We start from the raw sequence: 23,454 nt of genomic DNA, 5'->3' as shown, positions 1-23,454 counted from the left end.
GCGACAAGGGGCCGACACTCCGCGCCTTGCTTCGCCAGCTCAAGGCGATCAAGGCCTGGGGCCAGCAGGCGCCGCAGGACCTCACCCGCCTGCACATGCCTGTCCTGATCGCCAATGGGGACAACGACATCATGGTCCCCACCGCATTGAGCCACGACATGGCCCGTCGCATTCCCAACGCGCAGCTCGTTATTTACCAGGACGCCGGGCACGGAGGCATCTTTCAGTATCACACTGACTTCTTGATCAAAGCACTGGAGTTTCTGGCGCAATGAATCCTTCGCGGTCTGCGAGAGGCGAAGTCCCCATGAAGCTCAGCACAACATGAATTTTGACTAGGTTTCGTCGAAGACAGGCCTTGCCGTACTTCACCCAGATTTGGAGAGAGATGAAAGCAGTCCGGTTTCATAAGACAGGCGAACCCGAAACGCTGGTTTATGAGGCGACCGGTAAGGTCGTGCTGCAGGCTTGGGCGTGAGTTGAATTTCGTCCGAACTCTGTCCATCATTTACCCAACATTGGATTTATAACAGCATGAAAGCGCTCACCTTCAAACGCTATGGCAAGTCGCCCGAGATCGGGTTCGCCGAAGTGCCTCGCCCCACGCTAAAGCCTGATGAACTGTTGGTCCAGGTCTACGCGGCGGGGTTGAACCCAATCGACAACATGATTCCGGCGGGAACATTCAAGCCCGTCCTGAAGTTCGAGTTGCCGGCCACGCTCGGCAGCGATATTGCTGGCGTGGTGACCGAGGTCGGCAGCCGCGTGACGCGTTTCAAGCCGGGCGATGCAGTCTTTGCCAGCCTTTTCGATCTCGGTAGAGGCTCGATCGCCGAATTCGCGGCGGTGCCGGAGAGCGCTGCCGCGTCGAAGCCGGGCAATCTCGACTTTGTGCAGGCTGCGTCCGTTCCGATGGTCGGGCTTACCTCCTGGCAGGCGTTGAAGGAACGCGCCAATCTTCGAGCTGGCCAGAAGGTGTTCGTTCCCGCAGGTTCTGGCGGTATTGGCACGTTTGCGATCCAGCTGGCAAAGTACTTCGGCGCGCGAGTGGGAACGACCACCAGTACGGGCAATGTCCAACTGGTAACCAGTCTGGGCGCAGACGAGGTTGTTGACTATAAGACGCAGGAATTCGAGAAAGTACTGGCCGGCTACGACGTCGTGCTTGGGACTATCAGAGGAGATGCGATTGAAAAGTCCTTGGGCATCCTCAAGCCGGGGAGCAGGATTGTGTCTCTTATCGGTCCGCTGGACGCAGCGTTCGCCCGTGCCCGCGGGCTGAACTTTATTCTGAGGTTGGTATTCGGGCTGATGAGCCGCAAGATCATGCGGCTTGCGAAGAAGCGGGATGTAACCTATTCATTTCTCTTCGTGCGCCCCGATGGAGCCCAACTCGCCGAAATTGGCGAATTGCTTAAGTCAGAGCGCATCCGTCCGGTGATTGACAAGGTGTTTCCGTTCGAGCAAGCGAAGGAGGCGCTTGAATACTTGGCCCAAGGACGTGCTAAGGGCAAGGTCGTCGTGAGGATCAAGTAAGCTGCCAAACGGTCGACTGTGCAGGATTTTGCCCTGGCGTTTGAAAAGAGGCGGACGTGCGACAGTGCGGCCGTTCGATTGCGTGGATAGCGATGGACCGTTTCCGAGCTAAAAGAGACGTGAGTGGTCCAAATTTTTCTTGGCTGACGCCTGCGGTGAGAAGGTGTGCCTTTGGCGATCCGTGCAATTTCTTTCGCCCCACCGACACCAGTGCTGGCGGGTTGATTCGGGCGGGGGGCGTGGCTTAGCAAAGCGACTCCGCAGGCCGCCATTTCTTGCAACGAACCTCATATCAGCGCAACGCGCAAGAGATCGATAGTAGCGCGTATCACATACGCTACGTGGCTGACGCCAGGCGAAGATCGCTCCACGACTGACGCGCTGGCGCGCAGCGTCATCTCATTCAGAAGGTCAGCCGTGCGGATGGCATTCCCAGTTGTTATACGTCGGCCTGTCGATTGGCGTCAGCCCTGGAATCATGAACACCGTGCAGGTGAAGCGCCGTCCTTTCCCCGTGGTGGCGTCGTAGCTCACCTGCTGGCCGCCCAGCGCGTTCTTCCGCCCATACTGAACGTTGGCAATCGTGATCTCATCCGAGGAGGCGAGACCGATGGTCTTCGCGGTGGACGTCTGGACATCGATCATGTCTAGTTTCGTGGTTCCGCACGCCGACAGAGCAACACTGAGGGCACTGACGACCGCTATGCCGAGGATCATCCGCAGCGCGGAATGCAGGTCTTGTTGCATGGTTCTTCCTAATCGATGGTTTGAACATTGACGTTGCCGCGCAACCACGCGCGGCAGATGCCGGGTCTTCTCGCGCGATGAAGTTCGCTGTCGCCGCACGATGCGGCGACGGATTCGGCTTTGTTGATGAAACGGTCACGTGCCCGGGGTGTAGAAGGCGGCCTGCAATTCATCGCCGGCGTTCGCGATATACGACTGCCAGACGAGCGCCATCGCACCGGATGCGTTGACGGCCAGCGCGGGCCACGAGGCGTCCTGCGGATCCTGGCCGAACAACGTCGGGGTTCCCCACGAGCCGTTCCGATAACTGGCTGCGATCACGTCCGACGAGCCCGGCGTACCCGAGTCCTGCCACGCCGCCGTCACGTTGCCGGCCGTATCGATCACAAGCGGCGGAAGCTGCGCCGCCGTCGTGTTCACGGTTGCAGTCAATTGATGCAACGGCCCCCAGTTACCGCTGGCATCCGACACGCTTGCCTGCAGCACGGCGCCGCCTTGCGCCCACATCACCGCCGCGACGCCGTTAGGATTGACGCTAAGTATCGGCGTGGCGATGAAGGCGCTGGGCTCGGTGATCTCCGGCGCCACGGCCAGCGGGGCCTGCCACCCGCTTCCAGCCACGTAGCGCTGCGACATGGTGGTGGTCAGAAGTTTGCCGCCCGTCACGTCGAGTTGTCCCCACACCAGCGTGATATTGCCCTTCGCATCCATGCCCGCCGCAGGCGTGTCGATCGTCGTGAACAGGCTCGTATTCGACACGGCCTGATTGACGTTGGTCCAGCCGTTGGTCGCATCGAACGTGGCCGTCCAGATCGCCGACTGCGTCGTGTTGGTTTGCCCCCACGCGAGCACCGCGCTGCCGGACGGCAGAACGGAAATCATCGGCCGTACGTTGGTGGTGTTGCCCGTGACGGCGCCCGGCCCGGTCTGCGCGGGCATCGGAATCTGCGCGGTCGCGGACCACGTGCCGTTCGGCGTATAACGTGCCCATGCGATGCGCGAATTGAGCAGGTCGATTGACTGCGGCCACGCGACGATCGCGTTACCCTGATCGTCGATCCCGGCGGTATAGGTAGAACTGGTCACGTTCGGCGCCACTTCGAACGCCGTGCCCCATCCAGCGCCGGGGCTATACGGGCGCGCCCACAACGCATAGGCGTCGGGGCCCGGCATCCATTCGGTCCAGAACGCGACCGCCTGGCCGCTGGCGTTGCCGACCAGCTGCGGTGCGATCGTGCCGGGACCTGTCATTGAATGGCTGCCGTCGCCGGTGTCCAGCCGCGTCGGCGTGCCCCAGCCCGAACCCGGCACGTAACGCGCTCCCCACATCTCGTTGCCGAGGCTGCCTGCGGAACCGGTCGTCACCCACGTGACGAGCGTGTTGCCGTTCGCGTCCAAGGTAGTACTCGGTTCGGCTTCTACAGCCTTACCGTCCATCGCGACCGCTTGCGACCAGCCGGCCTGCGCCTTGGTAGGGCCACCGGTCCCCGGCGATGACGGACCGGACGGTGAACCAGGATTCGTTGTCGCCGACGAGGCGCCGCCTTTTGTCGATACATCGTCGCCGCCGCATGCCGTTAACGTTAGACAAGCGGCGATGACGACCAATGCTATGGGTTTCATAAAAGTCCTTTTTCTAATTGCCAACTGGCTCGCCCCTGCTATCAACCGACATAAAGCACGACACCTGTTAATACTGGGGCATCCGTTTCCCGGCTTCTCACTCTGTCACTTCAGCGAAAAAGCAAACAGAATCCATACGGCATGCAGTTTTTTGTGCATGCAGCATATTTTCTACGAGTAGTACTAACCACTTAACGTGTACGCAACATCTTCCCCAAGTCATCAAAACCAAAGGCGACTGCGGATTGCGTTCCCGTCAGATTGAACGGTTCTCTCAGATATTGCCCATTCGTTGCCGGATGACCCAAGCAACGTATTGGACCGAATCGGGCCGTACGGCTGAAATCGAAAGCGCATCTACGGCATCGGTACGGCCCGAAGGGCCTTACCTTTTCGGTTGCAGTCCGGCAGGTTAAACATGCTGAAAGTAAGTATGTTTCCTCCGTTGTCGAATCAAATAAGCATGCCCCCATATTGACCGGAGGTTAGCCGGTCTTTCAGATGTGAATTCTTCTTTTCTAATGTTGCACCACGAATAAAGACGTCAAACAGATGCAGTTTTAATGATCATACTTTTCCCGTCACTCAAATGATATAGATCGTTCTACATTTATGTCAACGGGTTCGAAACCGATATTCGATCGGCGAAACCAACGCGGCTGCCTCAGCCCGTTACGACGCGGCGCAGAAACAGCTTGAATGGGAACAGCATGGGTGCGGACGGTACGCAAAGTGCATCGGTTACCCGGCAGGGATGCGCCGGCTACCTCGTTATTCGTTTAGCACGAAAGGTGCGCGTGTGGGCTAATTGCGGATGGAATCCAACGAAACAGCGCAGTTTGGGTGAACCGACATCCGCGAAATTCGGCGCCCTTTGAACCCTGCTGGTGACACGATGGTTATGTGGCTGACCGTAACGGTATAGATCGTTCTACGCTTCCTGACAAATCGCATCAGGTGTTAAAATTTCTTGAAAATATGTCAAATCGAGAGTGTGAACTGCATGCGCGCAAGCAAACGACAACTTGTCGTCGACAAGGCCACTGTGCTGTTTTCAAAGCACGGCTTCCAGGCCGTAGGAGTGGACTGGATTATCGACGACTCCGGCGTCGCGCGAATGACGCTGTACCGCCATTTTTCAGGGAAGGACGATCTGATCCGGGAGGTTTTGCTCCAACGCTACGCACTGATCATTGGCAGCATTGAAGTCCGCCTGCAGGGGCTCGAGGTTCCGGAGGAACGGGTCAAGGCAATTTTCGACTGGTACGGAGATTGGTTCGCCACGCCAGAATTTGCGGGTTGCCTGTTTGAACGCGCACTGGCGGAGTTTGGCACCGAATACCCTAAAGTTTCGGGCGTTGCCATCCAGTATCGGGACAAGATGACCAGTTGGATGGCGGAACTGCTGGGGGATCTCATGCCGGCGCCTGATGCTAAACACCTTGGCGAGGTTTTTATGATGTTGCTGGACGGGGCAACGGTCACCGCTCGCGCCGCAAATGATCCTACGCCAGCTTCGCAGGCCTGGGCGGCCGCAGAGGTTCTACTGAGATCGACAAAAACCTGACGCAGCGTTATCCGACTCAAGCTGCTCATGCCGTGATTCTGGCAGCCGCTGGGCTTAACACGCAGCACAGGCTCGCGGTTGCGATCACTGACGCTTACTTCACCGAAGCGAGGAATATTTCCGACGCCGATGTACTGGCCGACATCGCAGCCGACTACGATTTTGACCGTGATCAGGCTCGTGCTATCGCGCTTGATCCTGCACAGCATCATCGCGTCGAGGAAGAAGCGGTCAAGTCGGCAGATGCCGGCGTCCGTTCGGTTCCTCACTTTATCTTTGGGGGAAGCATTGCCATCAATGGAGGGCGCAGCGAAGACGAGATTGCTGCGGCAATACAAGCGGCTTCCGGCGCAATCTCTCTCTGAGGCGGCTTCGTCAAATCCAATGACTCGGAACTCGGCGTACGTCAAGTCGATAAGGTTCTGCGGCGCTGTTGACTCTGTTGGCCGATGCCCGACCAACAAGACCGGCCGTCGGGTGACCGCAGTACCTCAAGAAGCGACGAAGGGACCGCGATCTGACGACCGACCGCATCGGGTCGACAAGGGAAGTTCGTGTCGAGTTCTGGCAGGTAGCCGACGGGCGCCGGTCGAACTTCCGGGTTGCCACGAAGCGACCTTCGTCCGGGGCGTGGCATGGACATCGGAGACGACTGCCCTGCTCAGCAAACGGCCATTCGATTGCCGACAGTAGGTGGTGCTTCATCTTGGAGGTTTGTTCGACACCTGGGCGTGCCTCCCAGAGCGACGGCACAATCGCGCCGACATCACGGATGTCCACCAAGATCATGGAAAAGCATCGCCGAACGATGAACAAACGCGAAGTTGATCGCCACCATGCGGCCCGAGAATTCGCACAACAACGGCAAATTACCGTCGGGTGCTTCCACTCCCGGGCGAACCCAGCTGACATCTGAAAAAAAAGCGTCTTGCCTGTAAGAACGACCGCCTTCGAGCGACTAACCCCGATTGCTTGTGCTTGCCGGTAGCCACACTTTGAGGGCGGACGCCCTCGTGCATGCCTACCGGTCATCAAGCTGGACAACCGGAACGCGTCGCGTGACGCAAGGGCTATTGGGCATGGATATCGATTTTGAGTGCACGATGTGTGGCAAGTGTTGTCACGATCTGCGTTTGCCGTTGACCGTGACGGAGGCGGTTGCATGGCTGCAGCGTGGCAACGATGTGCAGATTCTCTGCGAGGCGTTGCCGTGGCCCACGGAGCCGCCTGCAGACAATCTCTTGGCAGCGCATAAACGTCGTCGTTCGTTTGCCGCGATGAGCGGGTCGTTATCCACGAGGGTGCTGGTAACTCTGGCGGCCGGGTATGCGGGCCCTTGCCCGAATCTCCAACCAGACATGCGCTGCGGTATCTATGAACAGAGGCCGTTGGTGTGCCGCATCTATCCGGCGGAAATCAATCCATTCATTGAACTGGTACCAGCGCACAAGGCCTGCCCGCCTGATGCATGGACACCCGGATTGCCGTCGCTGCTGCGCGCAGGCAAACTGGTGGATGAGGGCATGTTGGCGCTGATACAGCAGTCACGCGATGCCGATGTGAACAACCTCCCCATCAAGCAGCAGGTGTGCACGTTGCTGGGCATTGATCAGGCTGCGGTATCGAATGAAGGCTTTGTCGCGTATTCTCCTGATCGCTTCGACTTGCTCGCAGCGCTGCATCAGGCCAGCGACGAACGCGGCATGGCGGGGCCGCCGCGGACGTGGCGTTTCATATCCAACCGCAGAACCACCGTTGACGCGCTTGTTTCGGTTGGAGCGGTCGCTTCTCTCGTCAATGCAGACAGTAGTGCGGGGTTCGAATACCTGGGGTATTTCGCCGCATCCGAGTAATGGGCGCTTCGGCAATTTATACACGTAGAGCGATGGCGCGCGCGATTCGACCCCCCCGATCCGGCGGGCGCTGTTTGGGGAGGACGGGTTGAAGCCGACGCCATACCATCGGGTAGCCGATCCGCCCGCGTATTCTCCGCGAGCGTTCGCAACCGCCGACGACTTCACTTCCAACTTCACAATGTGAATGGCCGTTGCGCACACAAAGCTGCTGTAGGCGTGGCACCGGGTTCACCGTCCGGAGTGGGTCGGGCAGCGTCCCTCCGCGATCGGCGCAAACTGGTTCTTCTTCCGTTGAAAGGAGAGTAGTCATGGAAGCGATTGATGTCGTAAGCACCCGCCGTGTGCCTTGGAACAAGTGCAGGCTGACGGGGTCAGAAAGCCGCCGCTGAAACTCGAGGAAATCTGGGCAATTCGTATCCGCCTGCAGCTTACGGCAAAGACTCGGGAGCTCGCGATGTTCAACCTGGCGATCGACAGCAAACTACGAGCGTGCGATCTCACCAAATTGCGAGTGTCCGATATCTGTCTGGGCTCTCGTGTGGCGCCCCGGGCAACCGTTGTGCAGCAGAAGACTCAGCGGCCGGTGCAGTTCGAAATCACTGAGCAGACTCGCGCGAGTGCTGAAGCCTGGATCCAGGCCGCGGGACTTTCGTCGGGCGACTATCTGTTTCAGAGCAGGATTCACGGCTCGCCGCATCTCTCGACGCGTCAGTAGGCTCGACTGATCCATCGCTGGATCGGATCAATTGGGCTCGACGATACGGCTTACGGAACGCATACGATGCGGCGAACGAAGGCGTCACTGATATACCGGCGCATCAAGAATCTGCGGGTGGTTCAGCTGCTGCCAGGGCACACCAAGCTCGAAAGCACCGTCCGATATCTCGGCGTCGAGGTCGACGATGCGCTCGAGATGGCGGAACAGACCGAGGTGTAAAGCGCCAACGCGGGCGGCGATGGGACGCTGTCCGGCCAGGAGCCGACTTTTGAGGCAGGTCGGTCTCCGTCAGGAGATGCGCTGACGCCGGACGTTGGCTCTCCATTATTCCGCTCGGAAAACCAAACCCCAACCGAGCAGTTCTGAAAAGTGTTTGTTTTTTGGAAGACCTCTCCACCAGCATAGCTCACACGTCGAATGACTGAACTCGGGTAATCATCATGAGCGATGTAGCCGAACGCATGCTTCGTGTACTGGAAGAGCTCGCCAGTGCCCCAGAAGGCAAGACGCTTTCAGAACTCTCCGCCAAGCTCGATTTGCCGGTTAGCGCTACGCATCGTCTTCTGGCAGATCTGGTCGAGCAGGGTTATGTGCGCAAGGACGAACGGCGCGGCGAATTTTCATTGACCATGAAACTTCCTTCGCTGGGACTGCGATTTCTCAGCGCAGGTGGGGTCATTGACGTCGCCCAACCCATTCTGGAGCGACTTGCGGCTATATCGGGCGAATTGGTTCGGCTTGCGATCGTCGATGGCGAGCAGTCGATTTACGTTGCGAAGGCGCAAGGCGCGCGACAAGGTATCCGCTACGATCCGGAAATAGGCCGGGCGGTGATCCTCTCATGCAGTGCAGCAGGAATGATCTGGCTCGCTGGCAAGAGCGAAGAAGATGCGATTCGGCTTGTGTCGAAACAGGGCTTTGGCATGCCGTCAGACTTTGATCCGCGTGCGCTCACCACGTTCAAAGCCCTACTGCCAATGATCGAACTTGCGCGCAGGAATGGCTACGCAACGACGCAAGACATGTTTCTACCGGCGATGAGTTCTATGGCTACGCCTGTGCATATAGGCAATGGCGAAGTGCGCGCAATCCTGATCATCGCGGGACCGATGTCACGGTTGACTGAAGAGAGAATGAAAGAGCTCGCTCCAGCGCTCATGGCGACGGCAACAGAATTGTCCGATGCAAGCGGTGTGTCACCCATGCTTAAGCAGGCGCTTCAAGGCGCCAGCCGCAGGGCAGGCGCTGAGCGCTAGGTCAAGGTGTCCGTTGCGGGAAGTTATCCGTTCGTGACTTGATGTAGCGAAATGGCGAATTGAAATTCCCCGACGCTTCAGAACTGATATTTAGCAATAGAAATTAAAATTGGCGATTGATGCAAGAGCGGCACGTACTCTTTTAAGACGGCAGGAGACACGTATGAACCCTCTCATTGCCTATCCGTCGTAGATTGTCGCCGTTCGGACAACACCGTGTACGCATTCGCGATGCTACTGGCGTTTGCCGCCCCTGACTACTATCTGTCACACGCTCCTTCGAAATGCAAGCAAACGAAGCGCGTGACACTCGTGGTCGTGCTTGTGAACCGCGCGGCGCGGTGCAGTGCGGCTCACCGCAATCAATCAACTGGACTAGTGAAGATGAGCGAAACAACTCGCAATGTGCGGCCGGTTATCGCCAACGTTGGCACAGAAGGGGCAGGCGAACTCGTTTCTTCCCGCTACGCCGTGCGTGTGGGTGGCATTGACGTCGTGCTGATTAGCGATGGCGTTCTGCCGCTGCCCACCTCCACCATGTCGACTAACGTTAGCGAAGCTGACCGCAACGAATGGTTCGATGGTCGTTTCCTCCAGCGTGACATGTTCGACTGGGCGCTGAATATTGCGCTCGTGCGCAGCGGTGACCGCCTGATCCTGATCGACTCGGGCGTGGGCGACGGTTTCGAATACTTCACGCGCGCCGGCCGGTCGGTGATGCGCCTGGAATCGGCGGGTATCGACCTGGCTGCGATCACCGACATCGTGATTACGCACATGCACATGGACCACGTCGGCGGCCTGAACGTCTCTGGTGTCAGGGCCAAGCTGCACCCGGACGTGCGCATTCACGTGTCGGCCAAGGAAGTAGAGTTCTGGAAAAATCCGGACTTCAGCAAGACGGTTATGCCGGAAACCGTTCCTCCCGCGCTCCGCAAGGCTGCCGCGAAGTTCATGGAACTCTACAGCGAAAACATCGTGCAGTTCGATCGGACCGTGGAAGTTGCCAAGGGCGTGTCGGCACGCGTGACGGGTGGGCACACGCCGGGGCACTGCGTCGTGGACGTCGTATCAAACGGCGAAAAACTGACGTTCGTGGGCGACGCGATTTTCCAGGTCAACTTCGACCATCCCGACTGGCAAAACGGCTTCGAGCACGATCCTGAAGAGGCTGCGGACGTGCGTATCGCGCTGCTCAACGAAGCCGCCGAAACCGGCGCTTTACTGGCCGCAGCGCACGTCGCGTTCCCATCAATCGGTCACATTGCAAAGAAGGATAAAGGCTTCCATTTCGTGCCGGTGGTGTGGGACTACTGATTGGTGCCCCACTATCAACCATCGCCGTATAGATTGCACTGACGTTTGTCAGAAAACCGCCAGGAGTACACGAGACTCACGGCGGTTCTTTGAAAACGATCGCTTGCCCGTGGTGTACCTCGGCAGATCACTTCGCGATGCCTGGACTGTAGCAGTCGCAACACAGGTTTCGATAAATCCGCGAGCGGCGTTTTCTCCTGCTTTAAGTGCGGTGCCGTTCATACCGGTTTCACGCGTCTTTCATCCTTCAACGGAGCACTCATGAGATTGAACACCTGTTTGCCCGCAATTTTATGCACGTCAATGGCGCTGGCGGTCATCCCCGCGATAGCCGGCGCGGAGCCGTTCACGATCACGGTCGACGACCTGCGTGACGGGCACTTTTCGAACGAACAGGTATACGGGGGCTTTGGCTGTCACGGTAAGAACGTATCGCCACGCATTTCATGGGCTCACGTTCCGCGCGGCACGAAGAGCATCGTCGTGGCGATGTTCGACCCTGATGCGCCGACCGGCGGGCTGGGCTGGACGCATTGGGAGATTGTCAATATTCCACCTTCTGAGTCATCGCTCGAAAGAGGAGTTTCTGGCAATCCTAAGCTGTTGCCGGCAGGCGCGGTTGAGACGTTGACGGACTTCGGCGAATCCAGATACGGTGGACCGTGTCCGCCTAAGGGGGAATCGCATCGATATGTCGTGACGGCGTCTGCCCTCGACGTGGCGCAAATCGATGTCGCTCCAGCGGCGAGTCCCGCGGTTGTTGCCTATCAGATGCACGGGAAAGTCATTGCTCAGGCGAAGTATGTCGCCAGATATCATCGCGCGTTGACTAACGATTGACGGGTGTGAGAACTGGGATGTCGGCACCCGTTCCTGGCAGTTCGGCTGCCGGTCGAACGGATGTCGGATTCGCGTTGTCACGTTAAACGGTCACGAATCACGCCAACGACATTCCACCGTCCACGAGCAGATTTACACCGGTAACGAAGCTGCTTTCGTCGCTAACGAGAAAAAGCGCGGCTTGGGCCAACTCTTCCGCGCGGCCCAGCCGGCCCAGCGGAATCTTCTCTGCAACGGCACTCTCGAATGCCGGACGATCGGTGACGGCGATACCCAGCTTCGAAAGAATGGGCGTGTCGACGGGGCCTGGGCTGATCACGTTGACCCTGATGCCGCGCTCTTTGAATTCGAGCGCCCAACTGCGGGCGAAAGCCTCGATGGCGGCTTTACTGCCGGCATACGCCGCGTGGCCTTCGAATACTTTCGAACTCGCGATAGAACTCGTCAACAGAATGGCGCCTCCATTGCGAAGTTGAGACGCGACTTTCTGAACGCCGAAGAAAACCGACCGCGTGTTCGTGGCGAATTGTGCGTCGTACTCTTCGAGACTGACCAGATCTGAGCGGGCGATCGTGTTTACGCCAGCGTTGGCGACGTAAATGTCCAAGCCGCCGAACCGTTCTTCAACCAATGACGCAACGCGGTCATGCGTTGCGGGATCGGCGAGGTCACCGGTCAGGCCAGTTGCCCGATTCCCGAGCTCGGACACTGCGGCATTCACCGCGGCCAGACGCCGTCCGACGATTAGTACATGTGCACCCTCGGCCACAAACACCGTTGCCATCGCAAAGCCAATGCCGCTATTGCCGCCGGTGATGACGGCAACTTTATTTGCGAGTCTGTTCATCTGAATCTCCATTGTTTGACGCGGATATCGCGCTGAGCGCTAATTTAGCTATAGGTGAGACGACAGCCCAGTTCTTCAGCGGAGCTATCAGTTTTGCCCAAGGGTCACTAATGCCTGTTGAAAATCTGAATGGCTTATCTGCCTTTGTTCGAGCGGTCGAGGCCGGTTCGTTCACCGGAGCGGCACGCTTGCTTGGCACGACGCCGTCCGCTGTGTCGAGAAGCGTTGGAAGATTGGAAAGGCGTCTCGGTATCAGGCTCTTTCGCCGCTCGACAAGGGTGACCGTCCTGACGATAGAGGGGCAAACCTACTACGAGCGCATCGCGCCGCTCATACGTGGCATTGAGGAGGCAGGCAATGCATTGACTGCGCCGCTGGCCGCGGTCGGCAAACTGCGTATCAGCATACCGGCTGCGTTAGCGCGCATTCTGCTCGACCCGCTCACCAGGCACTTGATGGCGCGTCATTCGGGGCTGCTGTTCGAGGTGAACGTGAGCGACCAACATGTCGACGTCATTCGGCAGGGTTTCGATCTGGTCATCAGAGCGGGAGAGGTCGTCGACAGCGCTTTGCATGCGCGGAAATTGGGCCAATTGCCGCTAGTGCTCGTGGCCTCCCCCGACTATTTGAGCCGCCACGGCGTGCCGAAATCGATATCCGATTTAAGTGTGCATCGCCATGTTCGTTACAGACTTGCCGGACACGTGGTGCCCGTCATGTTTGCTGACGGTGCCAGCATGCAACCGGAAGGAGCATTCGACGCCGACAGTGGCGAGGCCATGAGACTGGCGGCATTGAATGGACTGGGTATCGCACAGATTCTGAAAGCAATGGTTCAGGAAGATGTCGACGCAGGACGTTTGTGTATCGTCCTGGCGGAGTTGGCACTCAGACCCGTTCCTCTTTATGTCATGCACGGATTTGGACGGAGCATGCCACCGCGAGCGAAGATATTCATCGAGTTTGTGGCGAAGCAATTCGCGCAGTTTATGAAATGATTTTTCTCGCGACACGCCCGCGGTAGTTGCTGAAAGCGCCACTGAAGACACGGCGCAGCCGGATTTCAGTCGCAAATCCTCTGCACGCCGCTCAGTTGAACGACGCTCCGTTTATCGAGCGCAACTTGATTGAGTTTTTCTCGCGCATAGATCCTTTCCGAAACCGGGAGCCGATAGCGAGGCAAGTCGTCTGGTCCGGGCTGGATGTGCAGCATGTGCTTTGCAACTAAACCTTCAACTATGTCTATCGCATTCGAAAGATCGCCCGTCCCGTTTGTCACCGCCGCGAGGATGGCGTCGAGCGTTGCGGGCTGTTCAAACGACGACAACCGACGGAAAGCGGACTTTTCCTGCTCCGACAGCAGCGCGTAACTCCATCCAATAGACGCGGCGAGATTCCGGTGCCTCGCAGGCGCATTGCGACACCCCTGCCATTGAAGACGTGAGCGGGTTCCGAGCAGCGTCATGGTGCCGGCGAGTCCAAATGTCGCGACGCGTGCCGCGGCAAGTTCGATCGCAAGCGCGACTCCTTCCAGTTCCCTGCAAATCTCCGAAATGGCTGCATAGCTCTTGTTGGTCTGCGGGAATCTGGCGCCCGCTTCCAGAGCGCGTTGAATGAACACCTGCACGGCTGGATAACTATGTGCGTGTTCCATCGAGATTACCTCGGGTCCCGGAGGGGCTTCGAGCGCAGACAGGCGGTAGACGTGTTCGTATCTGACACGTAGCGCCTCGCGGCTTGTCAGAACGAAATAGGTCGTGGATGAGACCGCGAGGATTTGCGTTGTGAGCGACGTCACCTCGTCGATGACGTACTCGCAGTTATCCAGAATGATCAGCGCGCGCCTGGTGGAAAGATAATTGGCGATGCATGTGACGGGTATGTGGTGAAGATCGCCTAACCCAAGCAGACGAGCCAGCGTGAGCGCTACCGTATCGCCATGAGCTACTTCGCTCAGGTCGGCGACGTGAATCTCCGAAGGAAACACTCCGGACAGTCTCTTCGCGAGAGCAATGGCCACTGTTGTCTTGCCGATGCCTCCGGGTCCTACAATAGATATGAGCCGATGTCTGCGCAAGTCGGACGCAAGCGTGCGCAGTACCTCGTCACGACCTTGTGGGCAGGCCGCTCCTGGCGCAAAGTCGCCGGAATGTACCCGGCAAGGCGGGTCAGCCAATTGGGAACTGGATTTGGCAACGATGCGTTCACGGGTAAGCTGTCCAACAAAACAGTAACCGATACCCGGGACGTTTTTCACGTAGCGCACACCGTCCTCGCCGTCGCCTAGTGCTTTGCGCAATCCAGCAATGTTGACGCGCAGGTTGCTTTCGTCCACGACGATATTCCTCCACGCGCGCGACATCAACATGCGCCGGTCCACGACCTGTCCGGCGTGCTGGATAAGCGCAATAAGAATATCCAGCGCGCGGCTGCCTAGTTGCACGAATGAACCTGACCGTTCGAGACGCCTCTCTGCCGGGAAAAGTGTGAACGGACCAAACGATACGGCCTCGCCATACTCGTGCCGGTCGGCATTTGCCATCACGCCGCAACGCAAAAAATCTTCCTTGGCATTCATCTTCTTAGCAGACTCCGGATTGCGCGATTCAGGTGCAATGGAATAGACCAAATACCTCGGTCCCTACACGGCGAAACATTACGTCGCGACCAATCGTAGTTGTGCTACCTAGAACATGGAAGACGCCAGCGGGATATCACGGTGTTGCCGCCAGGACAACATCGGGACCATGGGGTCATTGGCGTACAAACCCATTCGCTGTACCTCATCTGCAGAAGCGGTTGATTGGGCATAAAGTGCCGGCGAGACTGGTTTCGAATGAGATTCGCGCCTCCGGGTGTGATCTGTTGGTGAGGTGAGAAGAGTTGATGCGGCAAGAAACGACAAACAACGTCCAACTGTGAGACATGCCATGACAAAGATATCGGTTCCCACTGTCTGCCTGGAATGCAACCCGGACGGAAGCTCCGTAGCGAATTCCGTCCTTTCTTCCGTTTTGTTAGATCTTCGATCCGACGGCGACGGAAGGTATAGGTCGGAGTGCTCGCGCGGTCATCAGCAGATTGTGGCATTGCGGCAGCAGAAGTTCGAGATTCTTTTTGAACTGGCCGCTTACGCGATACGAGATGGACACTATCGACAATCGGTATCGTCCTGCACCGCAAGTCTCGAGGCCTTTCACGAATTCTTTCTGCGCGCGATGGCGTACCAGAGCGGAATAAGGAAAGAGCGCTTCGATGCCGCGTGGAAACTGCTGGGGATCAGTCCACAAAATCGCCAGGAAGCCTACTTACTAAACTACCGGAACTTCTGCGCCCGACCTCCCGTTCTCCTCAGCCCCCTACAGATCGCCTGGAAGGACTCGGTCATGCAAAAAGGAAAAATGCCGAAGCGCGAGGAATGTGTGACGTTTGGCCAGGCCGTACTGCATGTATTGCAGACGGCGATGGGAGACGCGAAGGATGCCTTTCCCAATGGAGTAAAGCAGGCAATGCAGGAATACGTGACCGCGGCTCAACAGCGTGCTTCCACGTCGGAAGCGCCGTGGAGCATTCGCACAATCGTAAATCTTGGCATGGAAGGTGACGAACATTCCAATACGACGCTCGAAGCTGCACTCGCCAGAATTAGTTGACGACATCTAAGCCGTCGATTGTTGTCGCCGAGACAACACGATGATCTCCTTCGCGCGCCTACTGCCATTCGATCACGAAGTCTACGATTTGACGTGGCGGCGGGCGGCAGATGAGTCGGTCGCCGCGATCGTCAGCGATCGTCGCACAGTGAGACAGGGCTCCGATTGTTGTAGTTCCGGTGCACATCGTCAACTTGGTAATCTAGATAATTAAGGCAAGGATCATGTCGCAGAAGATCTTGATTGTGGGTGCCGGCTTTGCCGGAGTGTGGGGTGCCCTCGGGGCGGCTCGCGTGCTTGACCGCGCCGGCGCAACGGCTGGCGACATCGACATTACGCTTATCTCGCCGAAACCCGAGTTGGAAATCCGGCCGCGGATGTACGAAAACGAGCCGCATCTGATGTTCGCGCCGCTGTTGCCTCTGCTTGACGCCGTTGGCGTGAACTACGTCGAGGGGAGAGTCGACGAAATCGCCGTCCGCGACAAGACCGTGCGTGTGACGGCCGCGAGCGGCGAGACCCGCACGCTCGGTTACGACCGGTTGTTGCTCACGAGCGGCAGCAAGCTAAACCGGCCGTCGATTCCAGGGCTCGCCGAGTATGCATTCTCGGTCGATTGCATGGAGGACGCATCGGCACTTGAAGAGCATCTGACGGAACTCGCGAAGCTTCCCGATTCAAGCGCTCGAAATACCGTTGCCGTGGTGGGATGTGGCTTTACCGGCATTGAGATCGCAACCGAATTGCCTAAACGGATGCGCGCGCTATTCGGCCCCGATGCGACGATCAAAGTGATCGTCGTAGGTTCGCAGGCCGATATTGGTCCCGATCTCGGGCCTAACCCACGGCCTTTCGTCGCCGAGGCATTCGATTCGCTGGGCATCGAAGCGGTATTGGGCTCCAGTGTCGTATCGGTCGACGCGGGTGGCGTCCGAACCGCCTCGGGTGCGCATATCGAGGCGCACACGGTGGTATGGGCGGGCGGGATGAGAGCGAGTACGCTTGCTGCGCAGGTTTCGTCGCGCCTCGACCCGCTTGGCCGTGTCGAAGTCGCACCTGATCTGCGTGTGGAAGAGGCGCCCGGTGTGTTCGTGGCAGGCGATGTGGCTCGAGTTCGTAGCGACGATGAAGGGCACGACGCGTTGATGTCTTGTCAGCACGCAATGGTGATGGGTAAATTCGGTGGCCACAATGTGGCGGCCGATCTGATCGGCGCATCGACGCTCGCGTATAGCCAGCCCTTCTACGCCACTTGTCTCGATCTCGGCGAGTGGGGAGCGGTCTATTCAGAAGGCTGGGACCGCCAGATCAAGCTGACGCATGCGGAAGGAAAAGCACGCAAGCAGATGATCAATACGCAGTGGATCTATCCACCGGCGCCGAATCGCGCCGATGCGTTCGCGGCAGGCGACCCGCTGGCGTCATTTGGCTAGCGCGTTAGCCAGCCTCGGGCATTGCGGTTAGTCGTTCACAATGGCTCCCGGCGGGGGCGGCATGAGTACTCGCCAGGCGCGTTTTTCCCGTCGGAGAGTCCGTGAGCGATTCCCTCGTGTTCGGTTATGCCGTCGTCGTGATCGACGTGGCACTGTGGCGTTTCAAAGTGCCGAGGAAAGACGTTTCGCGTCTATTGCTTCGGCTCACGATCTTTGCCGTCTTCACGACGAGCATTTTCACTGCGGGCCTTAGCCCCTTCAGACAGGCTACGCATCTTGAAGGGTCGCTGCTTCACGAAGCGGCGCAGGCTCTGAAGATATTCTGGTGGCTGACAGGTGCCCGCCTGCTCACTCTTGCTCTCGACACACTTCTCCTGCCACACACCTGGCGCAAGCAGAGACTGTTTCAGGACGTGTTCGGTGCCGTGGTGTTTCTTGCCGCGGCGGTAGCCGCAACGGGGTTCGTTCTGGAAATCCCCGTTCGCGGCCTGCTCGCGACGTCGGGAACCTTGGCCGTTATTCTCGGTTTGGCTATTCAAAGTACTTTGCACGATGTCTTTGCAGGAATTGTGCTGAATTCCACAGAACCGTACCGCGTGGGTGACTGGATCTCGATTGATGGCGCCGAAGGCAAGGTGATCGAGATGAATTGGAGAGCAACGCATCTGCTCAATTCGCACGGCAATGTAACCATCGTTCCCAATGCCGCGGCGGCAAAGGCAAATATCACCAATACCAACCGGCCGCACGCTTTGCATGGCGTTACGGTGTCTCTGGAGATCTCGCCGGACGAGCGGCCGGCAACAGTGATTGCCGCGCTTGAATGCGCACTGGCTGCGGCCCGTTCCATCCTGCCGGCACCGGTTCCCTTCGTGCAGGCGCGAAAAGCCACCATACATTCCATTCAGTACGAGGCGACGGCTTTCGTGGACGACACGGCGAAAAAGACACCATTGACGAACGAACTGTACGACCTCTGTTATCGACACCTTACCGCGGCGGGGGTCGATCTCCGGCCACCAGGCGTGCCATCTGTCACGGCCAGCGTGGCAAAAGCAGAGGAGCGCCTGCTTAGACGCATCGAACTATTCGCCGCCATCGGCGACGAGGAGTTGAAGATGCTTTCCAGTTGCATGGTACGGCATGAATACGAAGCGGGGCAGGTGATTTTTACGCCGGAAGTGGTGCCCGACAGTCTCGCAATCGTCGACTCGGGCGTGCTCAGTGTTTCAACGGAGCAATCTACCGGGGCCGTCGAGGTGGTGCGTCTCGGGCCCGGCGATACGATGGGGGAGACCGGACTACTCGCTGGCTTGCCTGTTCAGGTGAAGATCGTGACGCTCACCAGGAGTGTCATTTACAGATTGAGCAAGGATGCTGTGACGCCTCTATTGAGGGATAGCCAGGAAGTGACTCATCGAATGTGCCGGCTGCTTTCCCAACGGCGGGACATGTTGCATAAGATGGCGATGAAGAACGCCGCTCTTGCAGACAATGAGCACGCTAGCTTCCACTGGCTTCTGGATAAGATTCATCGGTTGCATGCGTTGAAGTTCTGATCTTGCGGTTACGGATTGGTTACTCTCGATGCGCTCGCGTTCACTCTATGCCTTTGCTTAACGCCAATTAACCAGGGCGGATGTTAAGCGTCGTTAAATAAAACGGCGATTTTTTTGTCGGATGAACGTAGAGCGATTAACGGCGTTTTGCAACGCTTAACTGGGCCAATGAGCGGGTCGTGGTTATTCTGATGACTCGACCGGTATGCAAGCCAATTCCTCCCATCTCCCGGTCGGATAATTCTTGGACTTGAGCCATGAGCAAAGACTTGGGACACGTTTCCCCCGACGCAAAACGCCGAAACCTGCTGATTGGCGGGGTCGCCGCAACCTTGACGACAACGGTGGCATCGGCTGCCGGCAAGCGGTCAGGACCTGGCACGACCGGGCAGATGTCGTCCACAGGCCATACCGGTGAAGTTATCCGTACCCGAGACGGAGTGAGCCTGTACTTTAAGGATTGGGGCGCGAAAGACGGTCCCATCGTAACGCTAAGCCATGGTTGGCCGCTGAACTCGGATAGCTGGGAAAACCAGGCCTTCTTTCTGGCTTCCCATGGGTTTCGAGTCATTACACATGATCGTCGTGGGCATGGTCGCTCGAGCCAACCGTGGGACGGCAACGACATGGACCACTACGCGGACGATCTTGCGACAGTCATCGAGACGCTTGGCCTGCGTGATATAGCCGTTATCGGGTTCTCGACCGGCGGAGGCGAGGTTGCGCGTTATGTGGGCCGGCACGGTACGTCACGCGTATCGAAGATCGGACTGATTTCAGCCGTACCGCCGTTGATGGTCAAAACGCCCGGCAATCCGTCAGGTGTACCCATTGAATCGTTCGATAGCGTTCGGGCTGCAATGATCGCCAACCGCTCCCAACTGTTCAAGGACATTCCCGCAGGTCCGTTCTACGGCTTTAACCGACCAGGCGCCAAGGTGTCGCAAGGTCTGATCGACGCGTGGTGGCGTCAGGGCATGACCGGTGGTTTCAAGAACGTCTACGAATCGGTCAAAGCCTATTCCGAAACTGATTTCACGGCGGATCTGCTGAAGTTCGACAGACCGACACTGATCATTCACGGCGACGATGACCAGGTTGTTCCCGTGGATATTGGAGCCCGTTCGAGTAAGAAACTCGTCCCTCACGCGATTCTGAAGATCTATCCCGGCGCACCACATGGATTGACCGATACCCACAAGGATCAGCTCAATCAGGACCTCTTGTCTTTCCTGCGAAGCTAGTTTGCGGGAAACGTAATTCAAAGCAACCAAGGAGTGAGTCGTGACAAAAGACGATATCCGAAACCATGCTTTTTCGATGCCGCTGCACAATCCGGCGTATCCACGTCCGCCGTTCCGGTTCGTCGGTCGGGAGTACTTCATCATTTCCTACGAGACGGATATTGAGGCGCTAAGAGCCGTCGTTCCCGAACCCTTGAAGGTCGACAACGCGATTGTTCATTACGAATTCATCCGCATGCCCGATTCGTCTGGGTTTGGCGACTATACGGAGAGCGGTCAGGTCATCTCGGTTTTGGACGAGCAGGGCAAAACGGCGAACTACACGCACTCGATGTATCTGGATGACGAAGGTCCGATCGCCGGCGGCCGGGAGATCTGGGGCTTTCCCAAGAAGCTCGCTTCACCGCGGCTTTCGATTGATGGAAAGGATACCTTGCTGGGAACGCTCGACTACGGCACGCAGCGAATTGCCACCGGCACGATGGGCTATAAGCATCGTCCGCTCGACGCCCTTACCGAGCAGCGCAAACTCGCCGACACACCTAACTATCTGCTCAAGGTGATACCGCACGTTGACGGTTCGGTTCGGGTTTGCGAACTCGTCCGCTTCTTTCTGCACGACGTTCAGGTAACCGGCGCATGGGAGGGCCCAGCAGCGCTCGAACTTCATCCACACGCGCTGGCTTCGGTCGCGGACCTGCCCGTTCGCAAGGTAATCGGCGCGCGTCACGTCGTCGCCAATCTCTCACTCGATGTGGGCGAGGTGGCGCATGACTACCTTGCATCCATCGACCCCATGAAACTCGTAGTCAACCAGTGACTCTCCCGGAGGATATATGGCATTGAAAGGCAAAGTGGCGCTCGTCACGGGCGCGGCGAGCGGAATTGGCGAGCAATGCGCACGCAAGTTGGCTGCGGATCAGGCGACGGTCGTAGTAGCGGATCTAAATCTCCCGAGCGCAACCAAAGTCGCCGACGATATCGTCCGCAGCGGTGGCAGCGCGCTTGCTCTCTCCATGGACGTGACAAACGAAGAGGCGGTCAATGCGGGCATTGCCGATGCGGTAAGCCGATTCGGTGGTATCGACGTTCTGGTTTCGAACGCCGGTATTCAGATCGTCAACCGGATCGAGGACTACGCGTTTTCCGACTGGAAAAAGATGATGGCTATCCATCTCGACGGTGCGTTCCTCACCACCAGGGCCGCCGTCAAGCATATGTACGCATCGGGGAAAGGCGGTGCCGTGATCTACATGGGTTCGGTGCATTCGCACGAGGCGTCGCAACTGAAGTCGGCCTATGTAACGGCCAAGCATGGGCTGCTTGGGCTTGCTCGGGTTGTCGCGAAGGAAGGCGGCCCGCACGGTGTGCGCGCGAACGTCGTGTGTCCTGGTTTTGTCAGAACGCCGCTGGTGGACAAGCAGATTCCGGAACAAGCGAAAGTGCTGGGGATTTCAGAGTTGGAGGTTGTGAGAGAGGTGATGCTGAAGGACACGGTCGACGGCGAGTTTACCTCGCTGGCCGATGTCGCCAATACGGTCGCGTTTCTCGCTGGCTTCGAATCGAATGCGCTGACCGGGCAGTCCGTCGTGGTGAGCCACGGCTGGTTCATGCAGTAAGGGGGTTAACAGTGAGATCGAGTCAGCGCAAAGAGTTGGAGCAGCCGTCTCGTTTCAGGCTGCCCCAGTATGATGAAATCGGACTCGTGCTCCAGGGTGGCGGAGCTCTGGGTTCATATCAGGCCGGTGTATACGAGGGGATCGCCGAAGTAGGTATTGAGCCGACCCGAATCTCCGGCATATCGATCGGCGCGTTGAACACCGCGATCATTGCCGGGAACGCGCCGGGAGACCGGGTGGAGGCATTACGCGGATTCTGGCACACGATAAGTCAACCTGCGGATGTTTTCTCGCATGTCCGTTCCCTGATACCCGCATATCCGGGCTGTGAAGACATGGCGCGCAAGTGGTCGAGCGCGTGGGCGGCAACGCGCACGCTGGTGGAGGGGCAGCAGGGATTTTTCACTCCACGTATGCGCACGCTTGCGGCCGGTCTCGTGAAGAAACGTCCAGACGAAGTCAGCTATTACGACACCACCGCGTTGCGTGAAACCCTGATGAAGTACGCAGACTTCGACCGGATCAACGATGGAGGCGTCCGTGTTTCGGTCGGCGCTGTCAACGTCCGTAATGGCAATCTCGTGTACTTTGACAACGCGACGATGCGACTGAAGCCCGAGCACTTCATGGCGTCCGGCTCCCTGCCGCCCGGGTTCCCCGCCATCGAGATCGATGGAGAGTTTTACTGGGACGGAGGGCTCGTCTCCAATACGCCGCTGACGGAGATTATCAGGGACAGTCAGCACAGAGACACGCTCGTCCTGCAGGTCGATCTGTGGAGTTCGCGCGGCAAGTTGCCAGGTGATTTTCTCGACATCAATGAACGTGTCAAGGACATCCAGTATTCAAGCCGTACCCGGGCCGTCACGGCCTTCATGGCGCAGAATCAGAAGCACGCTCAACTGATCAAGGCACTCCTCGAACATATCCCCGAGTCCGCGCGCCGTGATCATGCGGTCATTCAGGAAGCGCAGAAGACGGCGGATGGCAGTGCGGTCAACCTCGTGCACCTGATCTACAAGAACAAGTCGTTCGAAGGGCACTATAAGGACTACGAGTTCAGCAAGGACACAATGACGGAGCATTGGGCGAGTGGATTAGACGACATTCGAAATTCTTTTGGTCATCCCGAGTGGTTCGATATTCCCAGCCGTGAAGTGGGCTTCATCAGTCACGACGTACATCGATACGGGCCGGGTGCCAAATCGTGACGCAGCCAATCCAGTGCGGTTCGCTGGATGCGGGCCTGATCGCGCTTCTCGAGCTGCGTGCATCGCAAATCAACGGCTGCTTGTTGTGCGTTCAGTATGGCCTCCGCCTGGCGCTCCATGCTGCCGTGGCCACATCGAAGATTGAGCATATCGGAAGCTGGCGGCGCGCTGATGTTTTCTGTAATGCGGAAAAGGCCGCGTTGGCCTGGACTGAACACCTTTCTGGTGTCAGCGAACAATCGGCGTCCGATGAAATCTGGTCGCGCATGCGGAAGTACTTCAACGAGACGCAAATCTCAGAGCTGTTCAAGTACTGGAGCAGCAGCGTATTGTGGTCGACCGACGAGGTCGTCCGTCGTTGCACCGCCGGTATGGCGGTCAACCCGGGTGTCGGTTGGCACGCCCAATAGGACCCGGCCGCTCTCGGG

The 23,454-nt window shown here is 58.0% G+C and carries 21 protein-coding genes and 1 pseudogene; 18 read left to right on the top strand and 4 right to left on the bottom strand.

What is annotated here, in order from left to right:
- Both B0G75_RS37625 and B0G75_RS37620 read left to right on the top strand, forming a co-directional pair.
- A partial coding sequence (locus B0G75_RS37625; RefSeq protein ID WP_146142587.1) for an alpha/beta fold hydrolase occupies nt 1–275 on the top strand: 275 nt, incomplete at its 5' end.
- Between the two features lie 259 nt (nt 276–534).
- Entirely contained in the window at nt 535–1,536 is a 1,002-nt protein-coding gene (locus B0G75_RS37620; RefSeq protein ID WP_106314719.1) for an NADP-dependent oxidoreductase, read from the top strand.
- 411 nt (nt 1,537–1,947) lie between these two features.
- On the opposite strand, the gene B0G75_RS37615 is transcribed toward B0G75_RS37620, so the two are convergent.
- The gene (locus B0G75_RS37615; RefSeq protein ID WP_106314718.1) at nt 1,948–2,283 is read right to left on the bottom strand and encodes a hypothetical protein; all 336 of its coding nucleotides are present in this window, start codon (nt 2,281–2,283) and stop codon (nt 1,948–1,950) included.
- Nucleotides 2,284–2,418: 135 nt separating this feature from the next.
- Nucleotides 2,419–3,906: a hypothetical protein gene (locus B0G75_RS37610; protein WP_106314717.1), complete on the bottom strand. Its 1,488-nt coding sequence runs from the start codon at nt 3,904–3,906 to the stop codon at nt 2,419–2,421.
- A gap of 1,003 nt (nt 3,907–4,909) precedes the next feature.
- Here B0G75_RS37610 and B0G75_RS37605 point away from each other — a divergent pair.
- The 7 genes and pseudogenes from B0G75_RS37605 (at nt 4,910) to B0G75_RS37575 (ending at nt 11,460) form a co-directional block, all read left to right on the top strand.
- Nucleotides 4,910–5,473: a TetR/AcrR family transcriptional regulator gene (locus tag B0G75_RS37605; protein WP_106314716.1), complete on the top strand. Its 564-nt coding sequence runs from the start codon at nt 4,910–4,912 to the stop codon at nt 5,471–5,473.
- A complete protein-coding gene (locus B0G75_RS37600) occupies nt 5,431–5,838 on the top strand; it encodes a DsbA family protein (RefSeq protein ID WP_308705954.1) in 408 nt (135 codons plus the stop codon). Before B0G75_RS37605 ends, B0G75_RS37600 begins: the two co-directional genes overlap by 43 nt.
- Before the next feature lie 714 nt (nt 5,839–6,552).
- Nucleotides 6,553–7,326, top strand: coding sequence for a YkgJ family cysteine cluster protein (locus B0G75_RS37595; RefSeq protein WP_106314715.1), 774 nt, complete (start codon nt 6,553–6,555; stop codon nt 7,324–7,326).
- A 311-nt stretch (nt 7,327–7,637) separates the two neighbouring features.
- A pseudogene (locus B0G75_RS37590) lies at nt 7,638–8,266 on the top strand (tyrosine-type recombinase/integrase).
- Between the two features lie 221 nt (nt 8,267–8,487).
- On the top strand, nt 8,488–9,303 hold the full coding sequence (locus tag B0G75_RS37585) for an IclR family transcriptional regulator (protein WP_106314714.1): 816 nt from the start codon (nt 8,488–8,490) through the stop codon (nt 9,301–9,303).
- Between the two features lie 384 nt (nt 9,304–9,687).
- Nucleotides 9,688–10,620 (top strand): MBL fold metallo-hydrolase, encoded by a 933-nt coding sequence (locus B0G75_RS37580; RefSeq protein ID WP_106314725.1) that lies wholly within the window; start codon nt 9,688–9,690, stop codon nt 10,618–10,620.
- A gap of 261 nt (nt 10,621–10,881) precedes the next feature.
- Entirely contained in the window at nt 10,882–11,460 is a 579-nt protein-coding gene (locus B0G75_RS37575; RefSeq protein ID WP_106314713.1) for a YbhB/YbcL family Raf kinase inhibitor-like protein, read from the top strand.
- Nucleotides 11,461–11,557: 97 nt separating this feature from the next.
- Here B0G75_RS37575 and B0G75_RS37570 read toward each other — a convergent pair whose 3' ends face one another.
- Nucleotides 11,558–12,307, bottom strand: a complete 750-nt coding sequence (locus tag B0G75_RS37570) for an SDR family NAD(P)-dependent oxidoreductase (protein ID WP_106314724.1) — start codon at nt 12,305–12,307, stop codon at nt 11,558–11,560.
- 11 nt (nt 12,308–12,318) lie between these two features.
- Here B0G75_RS37570 and B0G75_RS37565 point away from each other — a divergent pair, with 11 nt between their 5' ends.
- Nucleotides 12,319–13,305, top strand: coding sequence for a LysR family transcriptional regulator (locus tag B0G75_RS37565; RefSeq protein ID WP_308705953.1), 987 nt, complete (start codon nt 12,319–12,321; stop codon nt 13,303–13,305).
- Nucleotides 13,306–13,370: 65 nt separating this feature from the next.
- On the opposite strand, the gene B0G75_RS37560 is transcribed toward B0G75_RS37565, so the two are convergent.
- The gene (locus tag B0G75_RS37560; protein ID WP_258194906.1) at nt 13,371–14,936 is read right to left on the bottom strand and encodes a helix-turn-helix transcriptional regulator; all 1,566 of its coding nucleotides are present in this window, start codon (nt 14,934–14,936) and stop codon (nt 13,371–13,373) included.
- A gap of 301 nt (nt 14,937–15,237) precedes the next feature.
- Here B0G75_RS37560 and B0G75_RS37555 point away from each other — a divergent pair, with 301 nt between their 5' ends.
- The 8 genes from B0G75_RS37555 to B0G75_RS37520 all read left to right on the top strand — a co-directional run bounded on the left by B0G75_RS37555 (nt 15,238) and on the right by B0G75_RS37520 (nt 23,436).
- Nucleotides 15,238–15,960 (top strand): hypothetical protein, encoded by a 723-nt coding sequence (locus B0G75_RS37555; protein WP_106314711.1) that lies wholly within the window; start codon nt 15,238–15,240, stop codon nt 15,958–15,960.
- A 224-nt stretch (nt 15,961–16,184) separates the two neighbouring features.
- A complete protein-coding gene (locus B0G75_RS37550) occupies nt 16,185–17,393 on the top strand; it encodes an NAD(P)/FAD-dependent oxidoreductase (RefSeq protein WP_106314710.1) in 1,209 nt (402 codons plus the stop codon).
- Nucleotides 17,394–17,494: 101 nt separating this feature from the next.
- A complete protein-coding gene (locus tag B0G75_RS37545; protein ID WP_106314709.1) occupies nt 17,495–18,952 on the top strand; it encodes a mechanosensitive ion channel domain-containing protein in 1,458 nt (485 codons plus the stop codon).
- 257 nt (nt 18,953–19,209) lie between these two features.
- Nucleotides 19,210–20,196, top strand: a complete 987-nt coding sequence (locus B0G75_RS37540) for an alpha/beta fold hydrolase (protein ID WP_106314708.1) — start codon at nt 19,210–19,212, stop codon at nt 20,194–20,196.
- Nucleotides 20,197–20,236: 40 nt separating this feature from the next.
- The gene (locus B0G75_RS37535; RefSeq protein WP_106314707.1) at nt 20,237–21,016 is read left to right on the top strand and encodes an acetoacetate decarboxylase; all 780 of its coding nucleotides are present in this window, start codon (nt 20,237–20,239) and stop codon (nt 21,014–21,016) included.
- A 16-nt stretch (nt 21,017–21,032) separates the two neighbouring features.
- Nucleotides 21,033–21,815, top strand: a complete 783-nt coding sequence (locus B0G75_RS37530; protein ID WP_106314706.1) for a 3-hydroxybutyrate dehydrogenase — start codon at nt 21,033–21,035, stop codon at nt 21,813–21,815.
- Nucleotides 21,816–21,826: 11 nt separating this feature from the next.
- Nucleotides 21,827–23,026, top strand: a complete 1,200-nt coding sequence (locus B0G75_RS37525; RefSeq protein WP_106314705.1) for a patatin-like phospholipase family protein — start codon at nt 21,827–21,829, stop codon at nt 23,024–23,026.
- Entirely contained in the window at nt 23,023–23,436 is a 414-nt protein-coding gene (locus tag B0G75_RS37520; RefSeq protein ID WP_181309435.1) for a carboxymuconolactone decarboxylase family protein, read from the top strand. The genes B0G75_RS37525 and B0G75_RS37520 overlap by 4 nt, the downstream gene beginning before the upstream one ends.
- The last annotated feature ends 18 nt before the right edge of the window (nt 23,437–23,454 follow it).

Source organism: Paraburkholderia sp. BL18I3N2 (genome assembly GCF_003001875.1).
In the GTDB taxonomy this organism is placed as follows: domain Bacteria; phylum Pseudomonadota; class Gammaproteobacteria; order Burkholderiales; family Burkholderiaceae; genus Paraburkholderia; species Paraburkholderia phytofirmans.
This window is presented reverse-complemented; position numbering and strand designations above follow the sequence as displayed.

Coding starts and splice junctions, on each gene's coding strand:
- B0G75_RS37620 (WP_106314719.1), top strand. CDS start 535: ATGAAAGCGCTCACCTTCAAACGCTATGGCAAGTCGCCCGAGATCGGG.
- B0G75_RS37615 (WP_106314718.1), bottom strand. CDS start 2,283: ATGCAACAAGACCTGCATTCCGCGCTGCGGATGATCCTCGGCATAGCG.
- B0G75_RS37610 (WP_106314717.1), bottom strand. CDS start 3,906: ATGAAACCCATAGCATTGGTCGTCATCGCCGCTTGTCTAACGTTAACG.
- B0G75_RS37605 (WP_106314716.1), top strand. CDS start 4,910: ATGCGCGCAAGCAAACGACAACTTGTCGTCGACAAGGCCACTGTGCTG.
- B0G75_RS37595 (WP_106314715.1), top strand. CDS start 6,553: ATGGATATCGATTTTGAGTGCACGATGTGTGGCAAGTGTTGTCACGAT.
- B0G75_RS37585 (WP_106314714.1), top strand. CDS start 8,488: ATGAGCGATGTAGCCGAACGCATGCTTCGTGTACTGGAAGAGCTCGCC.
- B0G75_RS37580 (WP_106314725.1), top strand. CDS start 9,688: ATGAGCGAAACAACTCGCAATGTGCGGCCGGTTATCGCCAACGTTGGC.
- B0G75_RS37575 (WP_106314713.1), top strand. CDS start 10,882: ATGAGATTGAACACCTGTTTGCCCGCAATTTTATGCACGTCAATGGCG.
- B0G75_RS37570 (WP_106314724.1), bottom strand. CDS start 12,307: ATGAACAGACTCGCAAATAAAGTTGCCGTCATCACCGGCGGCAATAGC.
- B0G75_RS37555 (WP_106314711.1), top strand. CDS start 15,238: ATGACAAAGATATCGGTTCCCACTGTCTGCCTGGAATGCAACCCGGAC.
- B0G75_RS37550 (WP_106314710.1), top strand. CDS start 16,185: ATGTCGCAGAAGATCTTGATTGTGGGTGCCGGCTTTGCCGGAGTGTGG.
- B0G75_RS37540 (WP_106314708.1), top strand. CDS start 19,210: ATGAGCAAAGACTTGGGACACGTTTCCCCCGACGCAAAACGCCGAAAC.
- B0G75_RS37530 (WP_106314706.1), top strand. CDS start 21,033: ATGGCATTGAAAGGCAAAGTGGCGCTCGTCACGGGCGCGGCGAGCGGA.